22 protein-coding genes and 2 pseudogenes are annotated in these 22,953 nt (G+C 61.0%); 15 read left to right on the top strand and 9 right to left on the bottom strand.

Annotation, left to right across the window (positions count from 1 at the left end; genetic code table 11):
* Nucleotides 1-55: 55 nt before the first annotated feature.
* Complete coding sequence (locus ELH03_RS03490; RefSeq protein ID WP_130658506.1) at nt 56-421, top strand: hypothetical protein; 366 nt, start codon at nt 56-58, stop codon at nt 419-421.
* 27 nt (nt 422-448) lie between these two features.
* Here the strand turns inward: ELH03_RS03490 and ELH03_RS03485 are convergent, their stop codons facing one another.
* The gene (locus ELH03_RS03485) at nt 449-946 is read right to left on the bottom strand and encodes a DUF721 domain-containing protein (RefSeq protein ID WP_018245166.1); all 498 of its coding nucleotides are present in this window, start codon (nt 944-946) and stop codon (nt 449-451) included.
* Nucleotides 947-1,066: 120 nt separating this feature from the next.
* On the opposite strand from ELH03_RS03485, the gene mutY reads away from it, so the two are divergent.
* Genes mutY through ELH03_RS03470 form a run of 3 tightly spaced genes read left to right on the top strand, consistent with a single transcriptional unit; the run spans nt 1,067 to nt 3,146 of the window.
* On the top strand, nt 1,067-2,158 hold the full coding sequence (mutY, locus tag ELH03_RS03480; protein ID WP_130766027.1) for an A/G-specific adenine glycosylase: 1,092 nt from the start codon (nt 1,067-1,069) through the stop codon (nt 2,156-2,158).
* Between the two features lie 2 nt (nt 2,159-2,160).
* The gene (locus ELH03_RS03475; RefSeq protein WP_130658504.1) at nt 2,161-2,775 is read left to right on the top strand and encodes an HAD family hydrolase; all 615 of its coding nucleotides are present in this window, start codon (nt 2,161-2,163) and stop codon (nt 2,773-2,775) included.
* A gap of 5 nt (nt 2,776-2,780) precedes the next feature.
* Entirely contained in the window at nt 2,781-3,146 is a 366-nt protein-coding gene (locus ELH03_RS03470) for a nuclear transport factor 2 family protein (protein ID WP_130658503.1), read from the top strand.
* Between the two features lie 164 nt (nt 3,147-3,310).
* Here ELH03_RS03470 and ELH03_RS03465 read toward each other — a convergent pair whose 3' ends face one another.
* The 3 genes and pseudogenes from ELH03_RS03465 to ELH03_RS03455 all read right to left on the bottom strand — a co-directional run bounded on the left by ELH03_RS03465 (nt 3,311) and on the right by ELH03_RS03455 (nt 5,251).
* Complete coding sequence (locus ELH03_RS03465) at nt 3,311-4,477, bottom strand: site-specific DNA-methyltransferase (RefSeq protein ID WP_029872739.1); 1,167 nt, start codon at nt 4,475-4,477, stop codon at nt 3,311-3,313.
* Nucleotides 4,478-4,598: 121 nt separating this feature from the next.
* Nucleotides 4,599-4,925 (bottom strand): annotated as a pseudogene (locus ELH03_RS03460) (antibiotic biosynthesis monooxygenase family protein); the annotation flags it as partial.
* Nucleotides 4,922-5,251 carry an NIPSNAP family protein gene (locus ELH03_RS03455; RefSeq protein WP_033181368.1) on the bottom strand — a complete coding sequence of 110 codons (330 nt, stop codon included), beginning with the start codon at nt 5,249-5,251 and terminating at the stop codon, nt 4,922-4,924. The gene ELH03_RS03455 and the pseudogene ELH03_RS03460, both read right to left, overlap by 4 nt.
* Before the next feature lie 72 nt (nt 5,252-5,323).
* Here ELH03_RS03455 and ELH03_RS03450 point away from each other — a divergent pair, with 72 nt between their 5' ends.
* Nucleotides 5,324-6,010 (top strand): ArsR/SmtB family transcription factor, encoded by a 687-nt coding sequence (locus ELH03_RS03450; RefSeq protein WP_128403130.1) that lies wholly within the window; start codon nt 5,324-5,326, stop codon nt 6,008-6,010.
* A 45-nt stretch (nt 6,011-6,055) separates the two neighbouring features.
* On the opposite strand, the gene ELH03_RS03445 is transcribed toward ELH03_RS03450, so the two are convergent.
* Both ELH03_RS03445 and ELH03_RS03440 read right to left on the bottom strand, forming a co-directional pair.
* Nucleotides 6,056-6,487, bottom strand: a complete 432-nt coding sequence (locus ELH03_RS03445; protein WP_245485383.1) for a hypothetical protein — start codon at nt 6,485-6,487, stop codon at nt 6,056-6,058.
* A gap of 238 nt (nt 6,488-6,725) precedes the next feature.
* Entirely contained in the window at nt 6,726-6,935 is a 210-nt protein-coding gene (locus ELH03_RS03440; protein WP_003557162.1) for a hypothetical protein, read from the bottom strand.
* Between the two features lie 51 nt (nt 6,936-6,986).
* Here ELH03_RS03440 and ELH03_RS37230 point away from each other — a divergent pair, with 51 nt between their 5' ends.
* The 5 genes and pseudogenes from ELH03_RS37230 to ELH03_RS03420 all read left to right on the top strand — a co-directional run bounded on the left by ELH03_RS37230 (nt 6,987) and on the right by ELH03_RS03420 (nt 11,946).
* Nucleotides 6,987-7,139 carry a hypothetical protein gene (locus ELH03_RS37230; protein ID WP_165420515.1) on the top strand — a complete coding sequence of 51 codons (153 nt, stop codon included), beginning with the start codon at nt 6,987-6,989 and terminating at the stop codon, nt 7,137-7,139.
* A 47-nt stretch (nt 7,140-7,186) separates the two neighbouring features.
* Nucleotides 7,187-9,019 carry a methyl-accepting chemotaxis protein gene (locus tag ELH03_RS03435; protein WP_130658501.1) on the top strand — a complete coding sequence of 611 codons (1,833 nt, stop codon included), beginning with the start codon at nt 7,187-7,189 and terminating at the stop codon, nt 9,017-9,019.
* Between the two features lie 55 nt (nt 9,020-9,074).
* Nucleotides 9,075-9,284: pseudogene (locus ELH03_RS03430) on the top strand (hypothetical protein); the annotation flags it as partial.
* A 207-nt stretch (nt 9,285-9,491) separates the two neighbouring features.
* The gene (locus ELH03_RS03425; protein WP_130766026.1) at nt 9,492-10,901 is read left to right on the top strand and encodes a Dyp-type peroxidase; all 1,410 of its coding nucleotides are present in this window, start codon (nt 9,492-9,494) and stop codon (nt 10,899-10,901) included.
* A 355-nt stretch (nt 10,902-11,256) separates the two neighbouring features.
* Nucleotides 11,257-11,946 (top strand): HAD family hydrolase, encoded by a 690-nt coding sequence (locus ELH03_RS03420; protein WP_128403125.1) that lies wholly within the window; start codon nt 11,257-11,259, stop codon nt 11,944-11,946.
* A gap of 220 nt (nt 11,947-12,166) precedes the next feature.
* On the opposite strand, the gene ELH03_RS03415 is transcribed toward ELH03_RS03420, so the two are convergent.
* The gene (locus ELH03_RS03415; protein ID WP_130658499.1) at nt 12,167-13,117 is read right to left on the bottom strand and encodes an IS110 family RNA-guided transposase; all 951 of its coding nucleotides are present in this window, start codon (nt 13,115-13,117) and stop codon (nt 12,167-12,169) included.
* A gap of 361 nt (nt 13,118-13,478) precedes the next feature.
* Nucleotides 13,479-14,126 (bottom strand): hypothetical protein, encoded by a 648-nt coding sequence (locus ELH03_RS03410; protein ID WP_130658498.1) that lies wholly within the window; start codon nt 14,124-14,126, stop codon nt 13,479-13,481.
* Between the two features lie 275 nt (nt 14,127-14,401).
* Here ELH03_RS03410 and thrC point away from each other — a divergent pair, with 275 nt between their 5' ends.
* The 4 genes from thrC to ELH03_RS03385 are packed head-to-tail and all read left to right on the top strand — an operon-like array spanning nt 14,402 to nt 20,681.
* Nucleotides 14,402-15,826 carry a threonine synthase gene (thrC, locus tag ELH03_RS03400; protein WP_130766025.1) on the top strand — a complete coding sequence of 475 codons (1,425 nt, stop codon included), beginning with the start codon at nt 14,402-14,404 and terminating at the stop codon, nt 15,824-15,826.
* A 3-nt stretch (nt 15,827-15,829) separates the two neighbouring features.
* A complete protein-coding gene (locus ELH03_RS03395; protein WP_130766024.1) occupies nt 15,830-17,128 on the top strand; it encodes a M16 family metallopeptidase in 1,299 nt (432 codons plus the stop codon).
* A gap of 29 nt (nt 17,129-17,157) precedes the next feature.
* Entirely contained in the window at nt 17,158-17,772 is a 615-nt protein-coding gene (locus tag ELH03_RS03390) for a GNAT family N-acetyltransferase (RefSeq protein WP_130658496.1), read from the top strand.
* The gene (locus tag ELH03_RS03385) at nt 17,769-20,681 is read left to right on the top strand and encodes a sensor domain-containing phosphodiesterase (RefSeq protein WP_128403118.1); all 2,913 of its coding nucleotides are present in this window, start codon (nt 17,769-17,771) and stop codon (nt 20,679-20,681) included. The genes ELH03_RS03390 and ELH03_RS03385 overlap by 4 nt, the downstream gene beginning before the upstream one ends.
* Nucleotides 20,682-20,714: 33 nt before the next feature.
* Here the strand turns inward: ELH03_RS03385 and ELH03_RS03380 are convergent, their stop codons facing one another.
* Entirely contained in the window at nt 20,715-21,341 is a 627-nt protein-coding gene (locus ELH03_RS03380) for a class I SAM-dependent methyltransferase (RefSeq protein WP_130766023.1), read from the bottom strand.
* A gap of 327 nt (nt 21,342-21,668) precedes the next feature.
* Between ELH03_RS03380 and ELH03_RS03375 the strand changes: the two genes are divergently transcribed.
* The gene (locus ELH03_RS03375) at nt 21,669-22,901 is read left to right on the top strand and encodes a serine hydrolase domain-containing protein (protein WP_130654807.1); all 1,233 of its coding nucleotides are present in this window, start codon (nt 21,669-21,671) and stop codon (nt 22,899-22,901) included.
* Nucleotides 22,902-22,953: the final 52 nt, after the last annotated feature.

The following is a 22,953-nucleotide window of genomic DNA, read 5'->3' as shown; positions in this document are numbered from 1 at the left end:
TTTCTCCCGTCTGCACTACAAGTATAGCAGACGACTATTCAGAGGGATATTTTGAATGCATTCTTTGACGAAGACTTTTCTCTATTATTTGCTTATTGCCTCTGTAACATTGGCTCTGAACGTCACGAGCGCGCACGCCTCTGAAGACGGCGGCAATATTGTTTTCAATCAGATGCTTAAATGTCTAAAGCTGCCTGCGGATGCGCCGAGTGCTTATAACTTCCTGATTGTGGCGGTCATCAAGGATGGATCTGCCGACTTTTTATCCGTCAACTTCCGCACACCACCATCCGAATGGGAAAAAACGGCAGCCCCGTTGATCTCTGATGCGATCACTGAGTGCGAGCCGTACAGCTCGATCTCGGGCAGGATGGAATTCGCTGTCACCCGCGAGCTTGTTGAGGCGGGATCAAAAAACTGAGCATGCAGAGATAGGGCGTTTTGCTGATCAGCGTTGATTCCCCCGTTTGCCCATCACCGCGGTCCCCAAGCGCTGGATTGCCTGGCGCAGCTTGTCGTTCTCGATGCCCTCCATCATGCCTTCGAGCTTGCGGGCGGCTTCGCCTTTCAGCGGCGCCGGGGTGCGGGAGCGGCGGATGGGTTGTGAGACCGGCTTCTGGACGATGCGGATCTGGTGGACGGCGGCAAAGCCGAAGAAGCTGTTGATGCGCTGGATGAGTTCGCCCTGCGCATGGGTGAGGAAGAGCGCACGCGCGCCTTCGCAGGCAATGGTCAGCACGCCGGGGCGGAAGCCGCCGACCTCATTGCCGCCGCGGGCCCAGGCGATCTTTTCCGGCCGGGTGCAATCGGCGAAATCCTCGCCGGCAATTTCGCTCCACGAGCCGAGCAGAGCCGTGCTGATGCCGGCGCGCCGGGCAAGAACGGGATCGATCAGCCCGTTCGCTAGCTCGGAGATCTGCTTCACATCTTTGCGTGGATAACTCATCGAAACCCTTCGGCGCCGCCGCCAATTCGCACGTCAATTCGCTCGTCAATTCGCATGGGCGACTTGATCGCGCGGCATTGTTCCGCCAAGTATAGGCACTTCCCCCCATCGCGGCAAATCATGACGATCACCACACTCGACACGCCCTTAGCAAAGCCCCTGCTCGACTGGTACGATCGCCATCACCGCGACCTGCCCTGGCGTGTGGCGCCCGGCATGGCGGCCCGCGGCGTCAAGGCCGATCCCTATCGCGTCTGGTTGTCCGAGGTGATGCTGCAGCAGACGACGGTGCAGGCGGTCAAACCCTATTTCGAGCGGTTTCTGCAACGCTGGCCCGAAGTGACCGATCTTGCCGCCGCCGAGACCGACGCGGTGATGGCCGCCTGGGCAGGGCTTGGCTATTATGCGAGGGCTCGCAACCTGAAGAAATGCGCCGAAGCGGTGGCGAACGAGCATGGCGGCGTCTTTCCCGATACCGAAGAGGGTCTCAGATCCCTGCCCGGGATCGGCGACTATACGGCCGCCGCCGTCGCGGCAATCGCCTTCAACCGGCAGGCGGCGGTCATGGACGGCAATGTCGAGCGGGTGATCTCCAGGCTTTATGCGATCGCCACGCCGCTTCCGGCGGCAAAGCCTGAGATGAAGCAGAAGGTGGCGCTGTTGACGCCTGCCGATCGGCCCGGCGATTTCGCCCAGGCGATGATGGATCTCGGAGCGACGATCTGCACACCGAAGCGGCCGGCCTGTTCGCTCTGTCCGTTCCGGGGTGCCTGCGAGGCGCTCAAATTTTCCGATCCCGAGCTCTTTCCGGTCAAAGCGGCAAAGAAGGAGAAGCCGGTCAGATACGGCGCGGCTTTCATCGCGGTAACAGGTGATGGCGAGATCCTGTTGCGGCGGCGCATCGACAGCGGCCTGCTCGGCGGCATGACCGAGGTGCCGACGACGGCCTGGACGGCGCGCATCGACGGCGAGACCTCGGCGAGCGCCGCACCCTTCGACGCAGCATGGCAGGCCTCTGGCACCGTCATCCATGTCTTCACCCATTTCGAGCTCAGGCTTTCGATCTGGCGTGCGGCCATCGCCACCAAAATCGATAGCAATGACGGATGGTGGGAGCCGGTTACAAATCTTGAAGCCCAGGCCTTACCAACAATCATGAAAAAAGCGATCGCAGCGGCTATTCCTCTCGCGTTTAAAACATCCAAGGGATGACCATGACCACCGACATAAGACATATCGTTTTCGATATCGGCAAAGTCCTTATTCATTACGATCCGCATCTTCCCTTCAGCCGCCTCATCCCTGATGAAACGGAGCGCAACTGGTTCTTCGCCAATGTCTGCACCCATGACTGGAACATCGAGCAGGACCGCGGCCGCACATGGGCGGAGGCCGAAGCGCTGCTGATCGAACAGCACCCGGCGCGTGAGGAGCATATCCGCGCCTTCCGCAAATACTGGCACGAGATGGTGCCGCATGCCTATGACGACAGCGTCGCGATCATGGAAGGGCTGATCGCCGAAGGGCGTGATGTGACGATGCTCACCAACTTCGCCTCCGACACCTTCCGTGAGGCGCAGGCGCGCTTCCCCTTCCTCAACCTACCGCGCGGCGTCACCGTTTCCGGCGATGTCGGCCTGATCAAGCCCGATATCGCGATCTACGAGACGCATACGAAAAGTTTCGGCCTCGATCCCGCCGCGACGATCTTCATCGACGACGCGCCGGTCAATGTCGAAGGCGCCAAGGCCTACGGCTGGAATGCGGTGCTGTTTTCGGGGCCTGAGAAGCTGCGCAGCGATCTTGCCGCTTACGGATTGAAGGTCTGAGATCCATGGCATTCGACCCCGCAGAAGAAATCGAACGTTTTCACGCCGCCATCAACGCCCTCGATTTTCCCGCCATCGAGGCCTATTTCGCCGAGGACGCGACCTATGTCTCGAACGGCGTCGGCAGCCTTGCCGGACGGTCTGAGATCATGGCCGCCTTCCGAAAATATTTCGACGACTATCCCGATCAGACGGCGAAAAATTCGCTGGTGGAAACGTTGACGCCGCTCTCCGGCCGATCGGTCTGGTCGGTGCGCGCCACCCACAGCAAATCAGGCAAGCCGCTGATCCGCGAGGGTGAGGAGACTATTACCTTCAATGCGGAAGGGCGCGTCACGCGGGTCGACGTCACCGATTACCAGGAGTTCTGATCAGGATTTCTTGTTTTACGCATTCCGGACGCAAAACCGCTGCACACTTTTGCTGGAATTGCTCTCAAAAGAGGACGCCCGGGGCTTGACCCCGGGCGCCTTGGTCTTCTTCCGCAACTGGAGGGAAATCGGAAGAAGGTATCTCGATCTCGCGAAGGTGGTGCTCACTCCGCCTTTGCCAGATCACTGCGGATGACGGACCTGAGATCGTCGATCGGGCGCAGGGACTGCCCGTCTTCGAAATGCCAGAAGGTCCATCCGTTGCATGCATCGAGCCCCTGCACCTTGGCGCCGAGACGATGAATGGAGCCGGCCTCGCCGCCTGAAGCTACCGTGCCGTCGGCGCGGACGATGGCGCTATAGCGGCGCTTGGCGTCGGTCAGCACCTGGCCGGGCTTGATCAGGCCGCTTTCAACAAGCACGTTGAAGGCGACGCGGACTTCGGCCTTCTTGCCGGTCATGACGGTCAGTTCCGCCTTGCCGAGCGGCTCGACGGCGGCGATGCGGGCCGAGGCCGCATCGATATAATCCTGTTCGCGCTCGATGCCGACGAAGTGACGGCCCAGACGCTTGGCGACGGCGCCCGTCGTTCCCGAGCCGAAGAAAGGATCGAGAACGATATCGCCGGGCTTGGTCGAGGCCATGATGACGCGGGCAAGCAGCGCCTCCGGCTTCTGCGTCGGATGGGCCTTCTTGCCGTCCTCGCCCTTCAGCCGCTCGCTGCCGTTGCAGATCGGGAAGAGCCAGTCGGAGCGCATCTGCACGTCGTCATTGGCGGCCTTCAGCGCATCGTAATTGAAGGTATAGCCCTTGGCCTTGGCGCTGGGGCTTGCCCAGATCATCGTCTCATGGGCGTTCTGGAAACGGCGGCCCTTGAAATTCGGCATCGGGTTGGTCTTGCGCCAGATGATGTCGTTGAGGATCCAGAAATTCAGATCCTGCAGCGTGGCGCCGACGCGGAAGATATTGTGATAGGAGCCGATCACCCAGATCGAGCCTGTCGGCTTCAGCACCCGCCGGCAGGCCAGCAGCCAGGCGCGGGTAAAGGCGTCATAGGCCTCGAAGGAGGCGAACTGATCCCATTCGTCGTCGACCGCATCGACCAGCGACTGGTCGGGACGATGCAGCGTTCCGCCGAGCTGGAGATTATACGGCGGGTCGGCAAAGATGATATCGACGGAGTGGCTGGGCAAAGCTTCAAGGGCACTGACGCAATCGCCCTTGATGATCGTGTCAACCCAAGAAGCCGGCCAGGAATCCGACCGGGATCCCGGCCGGGAATCCGACTTGACGGAAGCCTTGAGGTCGGCAAGCGGAAAAACTGATGCCATTCTGATACTCACTCATACGCTCTACGCTTAACTGTCCGTTATGGTTACGCAACTTAGTTACCAAAGCCTGAAGCGGTGGCCGATTTCGGGAATTTATTCGGCCGGCCGATGAGTAAGCGGCAGACTTTGCCGACGCCTCGTCGCGTTCGAACATGCCGTAATCGCGGACGACACTGGCGATCCGCAGGCGGTAATCGGCGAAGATGCCCCCGCGTCCGGCCTGCTGGGCTGCCCGGTGCGCCTCAAGATTGCGCCACTGCTTGACGGCTTCCTCATCGCGGAAGAAGGAGAGCGACAGCAGCTTGCCGCGGTTCGTCAGGCTCTCGAAACGCTCGATCGAAATGAAGCCGTCGATTTTTTCGAGCTCGGCGCGCAACTCGCCGGCGAGATCCAGATATTTGTGGCGTTCGCCCATATAGGGCACGACTTCGAAGATGACGGCGATCATGACAGCACCAGCTTTGCGTGAGGGGCGGAGACATTTTTGAGGAAGATGCGATCCTCCTTCAGGATGAAGCCTTCGCGTCTGGCAAATTCGTAATTCTCACGGCCGAGCGGGTCGGAAGCCAGCCTGGCGCGATAGGCCTCATATGCGGCAAGGCTCTCGATATTGTAGACGCCGTAGGCCGTCGTTGCCGAGCCCTCGTGCGGACCGAAATAGCCGATCAGGTCGGCGCCATTCTTCGGAATCGCCTGGCCCCAGTTGCGGGCATATTCGGCAAACGCCTCCTTCTTGAAGGGGTCGATCTGATAGCGGATGAAGCAGGTGATCATATCGTTTCTCCTTTGGCTGCCCACCCGTTTTCGCACATTGCCTGACGGCGATGCTTCGGTTACGATCGAAGTATGAAAGAAGGCCCAGACATTGCGCAGATCGGCGCGCTCATCGGCGATCCCGCCCGCGCCAACATGCTGGCGGCACTCACCGGCGGCCGGGCGCTGACGGCGACCGAGCTTGCCGGGGTCGGCGGCATCACCGTGCAGACGGCCAGCACGCATCTCGCCAAGCTCGAGGCCGGCGGGCTGCTAACCCAGCGCAAGCAAGGCCGCCACCGTTATTTCACGCTCGCCGACGAGGCCGTCGCCCGGCTGATCGAAAGCATGATGGGCTTTGCCGCCGGACGCGGCCATCTGCGTCACCAGCCGGGACCGAAGGAGCCGGCGCTGCGCAAGGCGCGCATCTGCTACGATCACCTTGCCGGCGATTACGGCGTGCGCATGCTCGACAGCCTGATTGCCTCCGGCTCGATCGAGGCGGTCGGCGAAGGCCTGGCGCTGACGGAAAAGGGCGAAGGCGATCTCAAACGCATCGGCATTAATGTCGGCGACCTCAGATCGTCGCGCCGGCCGCTCTGCCGCTCCTGCCTCGACTGGAGCGAAAGACGCGCCCACCTCGCCGGCAGCCTCGGCAAGGCCCTGCTTTCAAGCTTCCTCGACAAAGGCTGGGCGCGGCGCACGGCCGAAAGCCGCTCGATCCTGTTCTCTCCGGAAGGCGACCGGCAGTTCCTGATGCTTTTTCCGGTCGATCCGTAGGTTATTGCGGACCTGCGAGACGTTCCGAGGCGGTATCCGGCGCCCTCACGCACCTGCCCTCTTTTCATCTTCCTGCCGCACATGGGCCCGCAGCGCCGCCAAAGTGAGCGCCAGCGCCGCGTGATTGCTCTCGGCTTCACCGAGCACGCTTTCGCTCTCCTTGATCTCGCGCAGCTGCGCACCGTAGAGCGACTCGTCGGCTGTCTGGCGACCGCGGGCGAGGTGCCAAACCGCATCCGGCCGGATTTCCCGGCACAGGTCGATGGCGTGATTGACGTCGTGTGTGAAGGGTCGCGCCATCAGGAAGCCGTGCTCAGACTTGATACTGCTCGGCAGGTAATCGTTAGGACCGTCGAAATCGTTGGGCTCGGCCGGCCGGAGTTGCTTCAACAGAAAGGCACAGGTGATGAAGGCGTCGATCCGGCTGTCGGGCATGTCAGTCTTTTCCAGGGTTTCGATGATGTCCTCGATCGTCATGCAGTCTTCCTCTTCGTCCATTCTCTAGGCATGCCGCTTGTTCTCCTCCCAAGAGCGGCGGTGGCGTCCTCCTCGATCGCCATCTAGTGCATGAGAATGCCAAAGGTAGTCCCCGGGCTGCGGTTAGTCTGGCATGACGCGGATTTGATGGATGTCGCGCCATCCTCAACGCGGTGACAGGCTTGCCTGCTTCCAGACCATGTTCTCTCGGTGCTCGTGAGCTAGCGGCGACTTGCCTCTAGCAGCCTTTCTTCCTCATCTTCCTTTCGATCTTGGCTCTCTTGTCGGTGCCATCCCCGGCATGCTTTCCGCCGGTCAGGGCATTATCTTTCATCGCCTGCAGCTGCGCGCAGCTTCGGTGCTTGCCCTTGGCGATGACGTCGGTGGATGTGAAGGCAAACAGCAGCACTACGGCTGCTGCCGGTCGGACGAAAGCTGAAAGCCTCATTGTCCCTCTCCCATTGCACATGCATCGTACGCCCCAGACCGGCAAGCAGCAATGAGCCTCGACGACGCCGCGGCACTCGCGCAGGTCCGTCATCCGGGCATCCGCTCGACCCGCAAAGAGCCCAACTTTTCATCGAAAGTGAAATATTCGCGGCAACCTATTGTTTTCGCGCCGCTGAGCGGCACGGTGCTGAGAAATCATTAAGCATGTTTTGGTAATCTCACGTTCTAAATTAACGAGAGAGCCCTATCATGGCGTCGATCCAGCATAAGATCATCATTGCGAGCATCGCGATTTTCGGATTGGCGGGTGGCGCTACGGGCGTCGGCATCTGGTCCGCCTCGACCCTCTCCGAAAACAACGCCGACGTTGCCCGGTCGGCGCAAATTCTGCGCAACCACATGCAGGCCGATATGATGCATGACGCCATGCGCGCGGACGTGCTGGCGTCAATGCTGGCGTCCAATCCGGCAGCAGGTATAGACCCCGCCGCGGTGAAGGCGGATCTGGCAGAGCACGACGCGTCGTTCCGTGAGATGATCGACGCCAACAAGGCGCTTGCCACCGACGACAAGACCAAAACGATCCTTGCCAGCGTCGAACGTCCCCTGCTTGCCTATATTGCAAGCGCCACTGACATCGTCGATCTCGCCGGCAAGGATCCTACCGCGGCATTGAAGGCATTGCCGGATTTCATGGCGCAGTTCTCGACGCTGGAAACGGCCATGGAACAGGCCGGGGATCAGATTACGGCTGCGTCGGACGATATTTCCAAGCACAGCTCTGAGATAAAAGCTTCGGTCGATATCGCTCTGAAAGCACTTCTGGGCTTGGCCGCGCTGTTCGCCATTGGCCTCTATTTCCTGACCCGCAAGACCGTCACCAAACCAATCCTTTCGCTTTCCAACGACATGCAAAGGCTTGCCGGCGGTGACACTGCCATTGCCTGCGCCGGGATCGGCCGCACTGATGAAATCGGAACGATGGCATCGGCCGTCGAAATCTTCCGCCAGGCGGCGATTGCCAATAAGCAACTCGAGCAAGATGCCGAGGCAGCCCGATTGCAGGGCGAAGCCGAGCGGGTCACAGCGCGCAAGCAGGCCGACGAAGATGCAGCCGAACGGCTGCGGGCGGCGACATCAGGCCTCGCGGCAGGCTTGAAGCGGCTTGCATCCGGCGATCTCGCCTTCCAGATCGACGAGCCGTTTGCGCCCGATTTCGAGGGCCTCCGGCATGATTTCAACATGTCGATCAGGCAGCTCGATCAGACGCTCAGCGCGATCGCGACCGCCATTACCGCGATCGACGAAGGCACCAGGGAAATCGCCTCCGGGGCCGGCGATCTGTCGAAACGAACCGAACAGCAGGCAGCCTCGCTCGAAGAAACCGCCGCAGCGCTCGATCAGATCACCGCCAATGTCTCGAACTCGAGCAAGCGGACCGATGAGGCGCGCACCGAGGCGACCGATGCAAACCGCAATGCCGCCAAATCTTCCGAAGTCGTGTCGCATGCCGAAGAAGCCATGCGCCGCATCGAGGCTTCGTCCCAGCAGATCTCCAGCATTATCGGCGTGATCGACGAGATCGCCTTCCAGACCAATCTGCTGGCGCTAAACGCCGGCGTCGAAGCGGCACGCGCCGGAGACGCAGGCAAGGGTTTTGCGGTGGTGGCCCAGGAAGTACGCGAACTTGCCCAGAGATCGGCTCAAGCGGCAAAGGAAATCAAAGGCCACATCCAGAAATCGTCGGTGGAAGTGGAAAGCGGCGTCAAACTGGTTCTCGACACCAGCCAGGTTCTGAAGGCGATCAGCGAGCAGATTGCCCGCATCAATCAGCACATGGATGCAATCGCCGTATCGGCCAGAGAGCAGTCGACCGGCCTTGCCGAAGTCAACACCGCCGTCAATTCCATGGACCAGGTGACCCAGCAGAACGCGGCGATGGTGGAGCAATCCACCGCGGCATCCGGCCAGCTTGCCCAGGAAGCTGCCAAGCTGCGCGAACTGGTTTCCCGGTTCAGGCTTCGGGCGACAGCCTCGACACAATCTGCAGCGGGACGCCGGGGTGGGCAGCTGGCGGCCTGACGGCTGCTATCTGCGCGCCATTTCCATTCCCGCGACGTCGGGGACCTCAGATCATCGCGGCTGCCGCACCTGCCTCGACTGTAACGAAAGGCGGGCTCATCTTGCCGGCAGTCTCGGCGAGGCTCTGCTGTCAAGTTTCTTCGACAAAGGCTGGGCGCGCCCGGCGGAAAGTCGTTCCATCCTCTTCTCAGCGGAAGACGACCGGCAGTCGTCACTGCACTCTTCAGCAGATCTGGCAGCGGAGCCTATCCAAGAGGGCGGGTGATAAATCAGATCAAAGTCCACGACACGTCCCTCACCCGCAGCATCGAGGACATGCGGAGCACCCGAGATCAATAGGTTCGTTTGTAGATCAAAAATGGCAAAAGATTCAAACCGTCACTAGAAATACAAATCAAATAATAAATGGTTGCGTTGACTCTAATATGCTACCTGTTGTTTAATGACGACGTCATTAACGGAGGAATGCAAGATGTCCGTCACGTTAAACTCTCCAATCTCATGGAAAAATCTATCGGCTGACGACAGCACTATGCTTAACAATCTTCAACCGAACATCATCAAGGCGCATGTTCGTGAGTTTTTGACTCTATTTTTTCTGCGGTTTGACGATAAGGAGGCTGCGAAAAGCTTCCTTCGGGCAATTTCCACGACGCTGATGAAATCGGCAAAGCAACATTTAATGGAAATTGAAGCATTCAAAGCCAAACCTTCGACGCCGGGAACGCCGTATATTGGGCTTGGCCTTACTGACGCGGGCTATCAAGCCCTCCAAATCGCCCAAAGACCGAGCGATCCGATATTCCGCGCGGGTATGCAAAAATCCGGCTTGAATGACCCTGATGTCAGCAGGTGGGATTCTTATTTTCGCAATCCCATCCATGCGGTCGTTCTGATGGGAGATATGCTCAATGACACCAAGGTCACTGCTCATGATCAGGTGGTAAACTTGATCCAAGCCTCGCATGGGGTAACAATCGTAGGGACGCAAGATGGCCTGGGCCTTCACAATGACAATGAAGAAGGTATCGAACACTTTGGCTATGTCGATGGGCGCAGCCAGCCGCTGTTTCTGCTGGAAGACATCGACGCGGAAGAAAACGCGACAGATGGGATTGCGAACTGGGATCCGGCTTTCCCATTAGAGCAGGTTATTGTTCCAGATCCAGCAGCGCCCGATCCGGCCGTTCATTTCGGAAGTTACTTCGTATACCGGAAGCTGGAACAAAACGTCCGCCGCTTCAAAAGGCAAGAGCAGAAACTTGCAGATCGCTTATTCGGATCTGATGACGAAAGGGCCGGCGCCATGGTCGTCGGGCGCTTTGAGGACGGAACGCCGGTCACGATGCAGTCAGAAGACGGAGTTGAGTCACCCGTCCCGAACAACTTCAACTACTTCAGCGACAAGAGCGGCGCGAAGTGTCCCTTTTCAGGGCATATCCGAAAAACCAATCCGCGAGGGTCGGGCGGGTTCGAAAACATTGCTGGCGAGCGAAAGCACCTCATGGCCCGACGCGGCCAAACCTATGGCGTGCGAACAGACAATCCGAACGATGGCAAGATCGAGAACAAACCGAGTAAATACGTCGGCCTGCTGTTCATGGCGTTCAACAGTGACATAGGCAACCAGTTCGAATTCACGCAGAAAAATTGGGCCAACAATCCCGGTTTCCCGGCCGTTCCGGCTGGCTTTCCACCGCCTGGGGTCGATCCGGTCATCGGTCAAACAAAACAAGATGCTGCGCGACCAGATATGGAAGGAGCCGCCATCTGGGGTGATCCCAGCTCCCTCAAGACCGTTGCAACAGTTCCTCAAGCGGTGAAGATGAAGGGAGGCGAATATTTCTTTATGCCGTCCCTCGCGTTTCTGAGCTCGCTTTAAACTTGCCATGACGTCGGCGGGCAATCCTGCCGACGTCATTCCACCGTCATCTCCAGGCGCTCTCACTTTATAGAGCCGCGCACGATGCTAGCCGAGCATCCGACTGATGCGGCTTGCGATTGTGCCTTCCGGTTCCCTCCCATGCGCGTTCGGTGACGAGCGAGTTCCTGCTTGTCGAGGCCGGGATGATGGCGGCCAACGCCGCCGATCCGGCAGACACGTCGGAGCCGGTCGCTTGCCGCATCGCAGCCATGCTTGAGATCCGGTTGAGCTTTGGCTGGGCATCGTGTAAAGCCGCAGCATTCCCGGACAAGAGCCAGGCTTCCAGCCCAGACTTTCAGCAAGGCGTGAACATATGGACGGCTTCGACCTCATCATCTTCGACTGCGACGGCGTTCTCGTCGATTCGGAAATCATCGCGGCGGAAGTCGAATCAGCGCTGCTGACGGAGGCCGGATATCCGATCGGCGTCGAAGAAATGGGCGAGCGCTTCGCCGGCATGACATGGCGCAACATCCTGCTGCAGATCGAGCGCGAGGCGAGCATCCCGTTTTCGGCCTCGCTGCTGGAGAAGTCGGAGCATATGCTCGACCTCAGGCTGGCGCAGGACGTCCAGGCCATTCCGGGCGTCGAATTCGCCGTCTCCAGGCTGCCGATCAAGCGCTGCATCTGCTCGAATTCGAGCACCAAGCGGCTCGATATGATGCTGACTAAGGTGGGCCTGAAGCCGCTGTTTGCGCCGAACATTTTCTCCGCCAAGGATCTTGGCCCCGACCGCGCCAAGCCGAAGCCCGACATCTTCCTGCATGGCGCAAGCCAGATGGGTGTTTCGCCTGACAAGGTTGTTGTGGTCGAGGATTCCGTGCACGGCGTGCATGCGGCGCGCGCTGCCGGCATGCGCGTCATCGGTTTTACCGGCGCCTCGCACAGCTATCCCGCCCATGCCGACAAGCTGACGGATGCGGGCGCCGAAACGGCAATCTCCCGCATGAACGACCTGCCAGGCGTCGTCGCCGCACTGGCGGCCTGGGACAACGTTCTCTGAAACGCCACTAGCCCGCTCTCAATGCGCCTCAGCCCGCCCAAGACGATTGCCGATGTCATTGGCCGTCTGTCGGGCGGAGAGGTTCGCGCCAATGGCTGCCCCTCACCCTAACCCTCTCCCCGTAAGAGACGGGGAGAGGGGACGTGCCATGCGAGAGCGAGGTGGAAACGGAGAGGGTGCCGCATGTCCCTTCGCCCCGCGAGCGGGGAGCAACCATGTTTCATTTTTGCGGGTATTGTGGCGTCCATTCGGTGTTTCGGATGAGGATGGCGTTGGCGAGAATGATGAGTTTTCGGGCGACGGCTATGACGGCGCTTAGGTGTTCTTTTCCGCTGCGGCGCAAGCGCGCATAGAACGAGGCGAGATCCGGATTGTGCCGGGTTGCCGTGAATGCGCACATGAACAAGCTCTTGCGCAGGCGTTCGCGGCCACCCTGGATGCGGCGTCTGCCATGATGTTTTCCACTATCGTCGTCATAGGGTGCGACACCGGCAAGGGCCGCGATCTCGGCACGGCCGGCATGGCCGAGTTCGGGCAGCCGAATGATCAGGCACAGCGCGCTACGCAGCCCGATCCCCTTGATGGAGATCAGCAGATCGAGCCGCCGGGCCAGGTCACAATCGTCGCGAACCGTCTTTTCGAGCCGCAGCAGACGGGCCTTGCGGCAGGTTTCGAGCCGGGCGATCTCGCGCGCGTGACGGCGTTTGACGGCCTCCGACAAGGCGGTCTCGGCAAAGGTCTTCACCAGCGCGATCTGCTGCTCGATCTGTTCCACATAGGTCAGTTCGGCCGCCAAGCTGTCGAAGCGTGCGTCCGGCAGCGCCGGCAACCGCTCGAGACTTGCAGTGAAGAGCGCAATCAGCGCGGCATCGAGCCGGTCGTTCTTTGCCCGCCGAAGCCGGCTCTTGGCGAAGAACCGCAATTGCGCTGGCTGCAGACGCGCCGCCGGCCGCTTGCCGGCCCGCAGATGCACCATCAGCCGCCATTCATAGCCACCGGAAGCTTCAAAGCCGATGCGGCAGACGTCATGCTCTTGAAGGAAGGCGTCAAGCGCCTTCAGACCAGCGGTGTCGTACGTCACCCTCAGCCTTGCGTCGTCGGGATGGATGGCAATGTCGAGATGGCTTTTGCCGACATCGATTCCGGCACAGATCATGCTATTATCTGTCATCTTCGTCGTCCCTGTCTTGGATACGAACCCCAAGGTTCCTGCAACCACACGGGCCAGATGAAGAGCCGGTTGCGATCCTGCTCCCCACAGTCCCAAACGACTGAGAAGGTGACGATCCGACAACCAGCTTCCGGGCGGGCGGCCACCCGCCCGGAAGCGTCAGTATCCTACATTTTTGTCATCCAAGAAGGTGGCGGCAGCCGGATGAGGGGCCGCTATCGATGCGATCGAATGCCTCAACTGTCCGCGCGGGCAATCTCAGAGAGATGTCCGATTTTTCGTCATACGACACGACATCATCCCCCTATTGCAATGGGATGCATTTAACCGGCAGAAATATTCAGGTCGAAGCCCGAATTGCTTAGCTGCTCTTCTTGGTCTTTGCCGGCTGGGTGTCGAAACCGACATTGACGCGCACCAGAGCGCCGGAGCCGACCGGCATCTTGATGCCGTCCTTGCGGAAGATGACCTGCGTGCCCGGCGTGCCCGGCGGGATCTCGGTCGGGAACTTGGTGACCTCGGAATAAAGCACGGTCTCGCCGTCGAGGACCGTGATACGGATCGGCAGCGTGACCGGGCCTGGCGTGCCGGCCGGGCCGGCAACGAGGCGCAACTGGGCGACAACAGTCATCGTGAGGTTCGTGTCGTTCAGCGTGCACTGGCGGGTGTAGTCGCCGAAGGAGGCCTGGAAGACGATCTGCTGCGGATCGTCCTTCTTGCCCTTGGCATAGGTGCGGAAGATCGCGTCCTGGTCACGCATGAAGATCTGCGGGCAGGCGCCCTGGACGACGGGGGCGACCGTGCCCTGCGCCGTCGTGCCCGTACCGATCGAAGGATTGTTCGAGGAGGGGTTGGCGGGCGCCAGCGGCATGATCTGGGCGGTGCCGTTCGGCTGGGCCGGCGGCGCCGACGACTTGCTGTCGCCGCCTATGCCGAGCGAGTTGCAACCGGTAAGCAGGGCAAGAAAAGATGCGGAGACGATGAGACGCGAGACCTTGCCGAGCACCATATTCCATCCCTTGTACAAGCGTTTCTTGGAGGCCCCATGTCTTTTTCGCGAGGCCTTTCATGACGGTTTGCGATGGTCTATATCAGCGGCGCAAACAAAAATCGATTGGGTAAGCGCCGTTTTGATGCACTTTTCGACGCCGGATGCGGGCAACTTCAAAAGCATGCAAGCAAAGCCCTGCCCGCTGGGCGGCCCGTTTTCGATTTCCGGCCGAGATTTCCGGCAGAGCGGCCATGGTGACGCCCGGCCGGATTTCCTCCAGCGATAGATCAAGGATGACGAACGTGGACTATATCTCGACCCGCGGCGAGGCCCCTTCCCTCGGCTTTTGCGACGCCCTCTTGACGGGGCTGGCGCGCGATGGCGGGCTCTACGTTCCCTCGAAATGGCCGAGCTTCTCGAAGAAGGAGATCCGCGCGCTCAGGGGCAAGACCTATCAGGAGATCGCCTTCACCATCCTGTCGCCTTTCACCAATGGCGAGATCCCCGACGACACCTTCCGGGCGATGATCGACGAGGCCTATGGCACCTTCCGCCACCCGGCGATCGCGCCGCTCGTCCAGACCGGACCGAACAGCTTCATCATGGAGCTTTTCCACGGTACGACGCTCGCCTTCAAGGACGTGGCGATGCAGCTGCTCGCCCGGCTGATGGACTATGCGCTCGAGAAGCGCGGCGAGCGGGCGACGATCGTCGGCGCCACCTCGGGCGACACCGGCGGGGCGGCGATCGACGCCTTTGCCGGCCGCGAGCGCACCGACATCTTCATCCTCTTCCCGCATGGCAAGGTCTCGCCGGTGCAGCAGCGGCAGATGACGACCTCGTCGTCGCCAAATGTGCATGCGCTTGCCGTCGAGGGTAATTTCGACGATTGCCAGAACCTCGTGAAGGCGATGTTCAACGACGTGGCTTTCCGCGACAGGGTCCGGCTATCAGGGGTCAACTCGATCAACTGGGCGCGCATCATGGCCCAGATCGTCTATTATTTCACGGCGGCGGTGGCGCTCGGCGGACCGGACCGGAAGATCTCGTTCACGGTGCCCACAGGCAATTTCGGCGATATTTTCGCCGGCTACTGCGCCAAGCGCATGGGCCTGCCGATCGACCGGCTGGTGATTGCCACCAACGAGAACGACATTCTGGCGCGAGCGCTGAAGACCGGCCGCTACGACATGAAGGCGGTCAAGGCGACGAGTTCGCCGTCGATGGACATCCAGATCTCTTCGAACTTCGAACGGCTGCTGTTCGAAGCCTATGACCGCGACGCCTCGAAGCTGCGCGCGGCGATGGAAAGCCTCAAGCAATCCAACGGCTTCGAGATCGGCGCGCAAGCGCTGAAGGCGATCCGCCGCGACTTCCGCGCCGGGCGCGCCAGCGAGAAGCAGGTGGCCGAGACGATCCGCCAGACCCATGCCGAGACCGGCTATCTGCTGGATCCGCATTCGGCGATCGGCGTCTTCGTCGCGCAGAAGAAAGAAAAGCCGAATACGCCGATGGTGACACTTTCGACCGCGCATCCGGCGAAATTCCCCGCCGCCGTAAAATCCGCCTGCGGTATTGACCCGGCGCTTCCGACGTGGCTTGCTGATGTGATGCACAGGGAGGAGCGTTTCCAGATCATCAAACCGGAGCTGAAAGCCGTTGAGACTTTTATCGGCAAGCATGCCCGCGGCGAGACGACAGCAGGCGCAGAAAGATAGCCAATGACAGTTGAGTGCACCCGGCTGAAATCCGGGCTGACAGTAGTCACAGAGACCATGCCGCATCTTGAAAGCGTTGCGCTCGGAGTCTGGATCAAATCGGGATCGCGTAACGAGACGGACAACGAGCACGGTATCGCTCATCTGCTCGAACACATGGCCTTCAAGGGCACGGCGCGCCGCACGGCCCGCCAGATTGCCGAGGAGATCGAGGATGTCGGCGGCGAAGTCAATGCCGCGACCTCGACCGAGACGACCTCCTATTATGCCCGCGTGCTCAAGGACTACGTGCCGCTCGCCGTCGACATCCTCGCCGACATCCTGACGGAATCGGCCTTCGAGGAAGAGGAGCTGGAGCGCGAGAAGCAGGTGATCCTGCAGGAGATCAACGCCGCCAACGATACGCCCGACGACGTGGTGTTCGACCGGTTCTCCGAGGTCGCCTATCGCGACCAGACGCTTGGCCGGGCGATCCTCGGCACGCCGGAGACCGTCGTCTCCTTCACGCCGCAGCAGATCCGTGGCTATCTCAGCCGCAACTACACGACCGACCGCATGTTCGTGGTCGCCACCGGCGCCGTCGAGCATGAAGAATTCCTGCGCATGGTCGAGGATCGTTTCGCGAGCCTGCCGACGGCCCCTTCCGCGTCGCCCGTCATGGAACCGGCTCGTTATATCGGCGGCAGCGTGCGCGAACCGCGCGACCTGATGGACGCGCAGATCCTGCTCGGCTTCGAAGGCAAGCCTTACCACGCCCGCGATTTCTACTGCTCGCAGATCCTCGCCAATATCCTTGGCGGCGGTATGTCCTCCAGGCTCTTCCAGGAAGTGCGCGAGTTCCGCGGCCTCTGTTATTCCGTCTATGCCTTCCATTGGGGCTTTTCCGACACCGGCATCTTCGGCATTCATGCCGCAACCGGCGGTGAAAACCTGCCGGAGCTGGTTCCCGTCATCATCGACGAGCTGCACAAATCAGCCGATGCGATCCATCAGAAGGAAATCGAGCGCGCCCGCGCCCAGATCCGCGCCCAGCTGTTGATGGGTGCGGAAAGCCCGGCTGCCCGCGCCGGCCAGATCGCAAGGCAGATGATGCTCTACGGTCGGCCGATCTCCAATCCTGAAATGATGGAGCGGCTGGAAGGCATCACCATCGAGCGGCTGACCGACCTCGCCGGCCGGCTTTTCTATGACACGGTGCCGACGCTTTCGGCGATCGGTCCGTTGGAAAAGCTCGCACCGATGGAAGACATCACCGCCTCGCTTTCGGTCCCGGCGTCGAAGACGCTGCAGGCAAGCCGCTGAGCCGACGTCTGTCTTGCCGGGAGTGATCGATGCCAAAATCGGTTTTTCGGTTCCTGCAGCGGCAGCCGGAAGCGGTGGAGCTGGAGAACGACAGATATCTCCTGCGCCTGCCGCGCTATCAGGATTTCAACCAGTGGCACCGGCTGCGCGCTGAAAGCCGCAAGTTCCTGGAACCCTGGGAGCCGACCTGGCGGCGCGACGAGTTGACGGAGGGCGCCTACCGCGCCCGCGTCGTCCGCGGCAAGCAGGAATATGCCTCCGGCCAGGCGGTGCCGCTGTTCATTTTCCTGAAAGGCGACATGACGCTCGTTGGCGGCGTCACCATCGGCTACATCAGAAGAGGTGCGGCACAAAGCTGCATGATCGGCTACTGGATGGGCGAACGCTATGCCGGCCAGGGGCATATGTTCGCCGCCCTTCAATTGGTTATTCCTTACATCTTCGCCGGGCTTGAGTTGCACCGTATCGAAGCAGCCTGTATTCCAGATAACGCGCGCAGCATTCGTCTGCTTGAAAAAGCCGGGTTTCAACAGGAAGGCTATCTGCGCGGATATTTAAAGATCAACGGTCAGTGGCATGACCATGTGATGTTTTCACGTCTCGCCACCGATACGGATAAAGGCAGGAAAACCGACAGCCGATGACAAGAGACCGCATGCTGCCCAAGTCACCGTCCGGACGAGTGATCGCGGTGATCGCAGCCCTTTTCCTGGCGGCCTTCGCCTTCGTGGCGGGTGTTGCCCAGGCGGCCGAACCTGTAAAAATTTCCCGTGACGATACTGCGCTCGATCTGACCGCGACGACCGAGATCTACGCCAACCAGGGCGAGGCCTTCCAGGTTTCGACGGCAGCCGGCGCCGACGGCATCCGCCGCCGCATCGAGGTCAGGGCAAGCTCGGAGAACCATCAGGGCGACTGGGCGGTGTTTGCACTCGCCAACGTCTCCGAAGAACAGCTCGAGCGCGTCATCGTCGCGCCGCATTTCCGCCTGGTCAATTCCAAGCTGTTCTGGCCGGATCTCGGCTCGCAGCGCATCAGCGCGATTACGCCGAGCGAAGGCTTTGCGCTCGATCGGCAGCCGAGCGACGAGGCCGACGTCTTCCGCATCACGCTGAACCCCGGCGCCGTCATCACCTTCGTCGCCGAACTGTCGACGCCGGAACTGCCGCAGATCTATCTCTGGGAACCGGACGCCTACAAGGACACGATCAACGCCTTCACGCTCTATCGCGGCATCGTGCTCGGCATTGCCGGCCTGCTCGCCGTGTTCCTGACCATCCTCTTCGTCGTCAAGGGCACCTCGATGCTGCCGGCGACGGCGGCCCTTGCCTGGGCGGTGCTCGGCTATATCTGCGTCGATTTCGGTTTTCTCGGCAAGCTGATCAGCGTTGCTTCAGCCGACCAGCGAATATGGCGCGCCTGCGCGGAGGTGGCGCTGGCGTCGAGTTTCGTCATCTTCCTCTTCACCTATCTCAACCTCAACCGCTGGCATGCGCATCTGGGTTACGCCACGCTTGCCTGGGTGCTCGGCCTTGCCCTGCTCTTTGGCGTCGCGATCTACGATCCGTCGATAGCGGCCGGCATCGCCAGGCTTTCCTTCGCGCTGACGGCGACGATGGGGCTGCTGCTGATCATCTATCTCGGCTTCAACCGCTATGACCGCGCCATCCTTTTGGTGCCGGCCTGGGCGCTGATCCTCGTCTGGCTGTTCGGGGCGTGGCTGACGGTCACCGGGCGGCTCGACAACGACATCATCCAGCCCGCACTCGGCGGCGGCCTGGTGCTCATCGTGCTGCTGATCGGCTTCACCGTCATGCAGCATGCTTTTGCCGGCGGCGCCTACCAGCAGGGGCTGTTTTCCGATCTCGAGCGGCAATCGCTGGCGCTGACCGGCTCCGGCGACATGGTGTGGGATTGGGACGTGGCGCGCGACCGCGTCGTCACCATTCCCGACGTCTCGATCAAGCTCGGCCTATCGCCGGGCGCCATGCATGGCGCGGCGCGCAACTGGCTGCCGCGGCTGCACCCCGACGACCGCGACCGCTTCCGCGCCACGCTCGACGTGCTGCTCGAACATCGCCGCGGGCGGCTGAACCACGAATTCCGCATCCGCGCCGAGGACGGGCATTTCCACTGGCTGCTGATCCGCGCCCGGCCGGTGCTCGGCTCGAACGGCGAAATCATCCGCTGCGTCGGCACGATCGTCGACGTGACCGAGCAGAAGAACTCCGTCGAGCGGCTGCTGCATGATGCGCTGCACGACAATCTGACCGGCCTTCCGAACCGCCAGGTCTTCCTCGACCGGCTGCAGTCGGTGCTGGCACTGGCGCCGGGTGGCGATACGCTCAGACCGACGGTGATGGTGATCGACATCGACCGCTACAAGCTGGTCAATGATTCGCTCGGCGTTGCCGCCGGCGACAACATCCTCATCGCGCTGACGCGGCGGCTACGCCGGCTCTTGAAACCGCAGGACACGCTGGCGCGGCTTGCCGGCGACCAGTTCGGCCTCATCCTGGTTTCCGAGCACAATCCGGCCAAGGTCGCCGATTTTGCCGATGCGATCAGCAAGGCGATCATGGTGCCGATCAACTTCTCCAATCGCGAGATCATCCTGACGGCCTCGGTCGGCCTTGCCTCCTGGGTCGACCGGCAGGAGAGCGCCACCGGCCTGCTCAGCGACGCCGAGCTTGCGATGTACCGGGCAAAGCGGGCCGGCGGCAACCGTGTCGAGCCATTCCAGCCGGCCTTCCGCGACTTCGGCACCGACCGGCTGCAGCTCGAAACGGATCTGCGCCGCGCCATCGAACGCAAGGAATTGTCGATGGTCTACCAGCCGATCGCACGGCTGGAGGATGTAGAGGTCGCCGGTTTCGAGGCATTGATGCGCTGGGAACATCCCAAGCGCGGCAATATCCCGCCGTCCGAATTCATTCCGATCGCCGAGGCCTCCGATCTTATCGGCCCGCTCGGCATGTTCGCGCTGGAGCAGGCGACCAACGATCTGATGAGCTGGCAGCACCAGACCGGCGAATTGCCGATCTTCGTCTCGATCAACCTGTCGAGCGTGCAGTTGCTCAACAACGAGCTCTATGACGACGTGCGTTCGGTTCTCGCCAAGACGCATTGCAACCCCTCACGTCTCAAGCTCGAACTAACGGAATCCATGGTGATGGAAAATCCGGAACAGGCCCGGCTGGTGCTACAGAAGCTGAAGGAAGCCGGCATCGGGCTGGCGCTCGACGATTTCGGCACCGGATATTCGTCGCTCGCCTATCTCACGCGCTTCCCCTTCGACATGATCAAGCTCGACAAGGCGCTGGTGCGCGACAGCAGCGATAAGAAGGCGACCGTGCTCAAATCGGTGATCGCTATGGCGCGCGAGCTTGAGATGAAGGTGGTGGCGGAGGGGATCGAATCCAACGAGGATGCGATCGAGCTTGCCAAGATGGGCTGCAACTACGGCCAGAGCTACCTTTTCGGCCCGCCGATCCCGTCGGAATCGGTGCTGCGGCTGCTGCGGGACCGCTTTCCGCTGACGAAACGGGCGTGATCGGAGCGGCTGGTCTCGCAAGTTCTATGTGCGTCACGCCCGACTCGCCCGAACGCTGAGCCACCGATCATGGGGCTTTCCGACGCACAGACGTACCTCGCTGACGATCCAGCCGGCGTCTGTGAGTGCTGACCGCAGGGCAAACTCGCGCCAGTACGTCTCGACGTAGCGCCGGGGCGCTGCGGCACTGCCATGTGTGGACACATCCTCGCCTTCTCCCTCTCTAACCGAGGCGTGCAATCGGCCACCGGTCCGGGTCGCCTCGGCAAGCCGTCCAAGCACCGTGCCGAAATCCTCGCGCGCGACATGAATCAGGCAGGCACAGGCCCAGATCCCGTCGTATGGCGTGCCGGGACGCTGCGGGTCGGCCAAGTCTTCGGTCAGCGGGTCCAACAGGTCGGCCTCGAAGCCACTTTCGCGAAGCAGTTCGACGAAACCCTTTGAGATATCGGTGCGCCGGACGCTAATTCCCCGCTTCTCCAGCTCAAGTGCATCTCGCCCACCACCGCTTCCGATCTCCAGCACCCTGCCCGAGCCGCCCAGCTCGGTCACGAACGCATCGATCTCTGTGGAGACCCATGCGGGCATCGCCGCGGCCTCGGCAGCGTACTCTGCCGCGACCGTATCATAGGACCGCACGGTATCCAGGTCGGTGCTCATCCTAGCGTTCCTCCTTCAAGACAAGAGGCCTGATGAGCGAGAGGCCCATCAGTCCGTTGCGCCCTTCACACTTCGGCAGTTGGTGACATCGCGGGCGATTTGCTTCCGAGCTTTAGCAGAAATGCGGTCAGAGACACCACCGACCGAGCCAATGCTGCCGGGCGGCAATGCGCCTTCAAGTCTGCCGTAGGGGACCGCATTTGGGATTCCTGAGAGCAGACGTCGTCTGCAGCTTCACTGGAGGTCAAGCAGCCAACTATTGGCAATAGTGCGGGGAGAGCGCAGGATTGTCCAAACGGCCTTCGTTTGCGACAGGGGATTTGGGCGATGAGTCAATTTAGTAGTGAACCGATTCGTGTTCCTGCGGACCTCGGCTTCGACAAGGCGCGGCTGGCGCGACTGAAGCGGTGGATGCAGCGATATGCCGACACCGGGCGCTGGCCGGGCGGTGCGGTGCTCATTGCGCGTCATGGAGAACTCGCCTTTTTCGACTGCGCCGGGCATGCCGATGTCGAAGCCAAGCGGCCTTGGCAGCGCGACCTCATCGCCCGCATCTACTCGATGACCAAGCCTGTCACCGCCGTCGCGCTGATGATGCTGTACGAGGAGGCGCGCCTGCATCTCGACGATCCGGTCGAAGCTTACCTGCCGGAATTTAAAAACAGGCAACTTCTGATACCGGGCGCAACGTCGCTGGACCAAACAGTGCCCATCAAAACGAAGATAACGATCCACCATCTGCTGACCCACACATCTGGCCTAAGCCTTTTTACGAACCCCGGACTGCTCGGTGAAGCTTATGCCAAAGAAAAACTCGGCCTCGCTCTTACTTACGGTGGGCTCGACAAGATGGTGCGCAGGATCGCCGAGCTGCCATTGGAATGGGAGCCGGGCACGAAATGGCAATACAGCACCGGGTCCGATGTCATCGGCCGCATCGTGGAAGTCGTTTCCGGAATGACGCTCGACAAGTACTTCGCGACTCGCATCTTCGAGCCCCTCGGCATGGCCGACACCGGCTTCTCTGTGCCGGAATCTGAGATCAGCCGTTTTCCCCCGCTCTATGAGGCTACGGCTGGCGGCATGGCATTGCACGAAGCGCCGGAGGTTTCGGAATGGCGGCAAGGCAAGGTTGATACGTTCTGCGGCGGAGGCGGGCTCGTGGGAACCATCGACGACTATTGGCGGTTCACCGAAATGCTGCGGGCTGGAGGTGAACTCAACGGCGAACGCATCCTTAGTCCCCGCACTTTGAGATTGGCGGCGCGCAATCACCTACCGGGAGATCTTGCCTCGATGGCAACCGAAGTTTGGGCCGAAACCCAGTTTGACGGCGTCGGGTTCGGTCTGTTGGGCTCAGTCGTCCTCGATCCGGCTAAGGCACAAATTTCGGCGCAAGTGGGCGACTATGGCTGGGGCGGGGCGGCAGGCACCTTCTTCTGGGTGAGTCCGGTCGACGACCTGGTTGTCATTCTCTTCACGCAACTGCTGCCTTCGAGCGCCATTCCGGTGCGCAAGGAGCTGCGCGCACTCGTCCATGGCGCATTGACGGGGGCCTGAGACACGTCAACAGAAATTGCGCGGAGCAACTTCGCGCTTGGCAGGCTTGGGC

The sequence above is a fragment of the Rhizobium beringeri genome (genome assembly GCF_004306515.1).
Taxonomy (GTDB): Bacteria; Pseudomonadota; Alphaproteobacteria; order Rhizobiales; family Rhizobiaceae; genus Rhizobium; species Rhizobium beringeri.
Note: the sequence above shows the minus strand (reverse complement) of the source record. Positions and strands in the feature narration are given on the sequence as shown.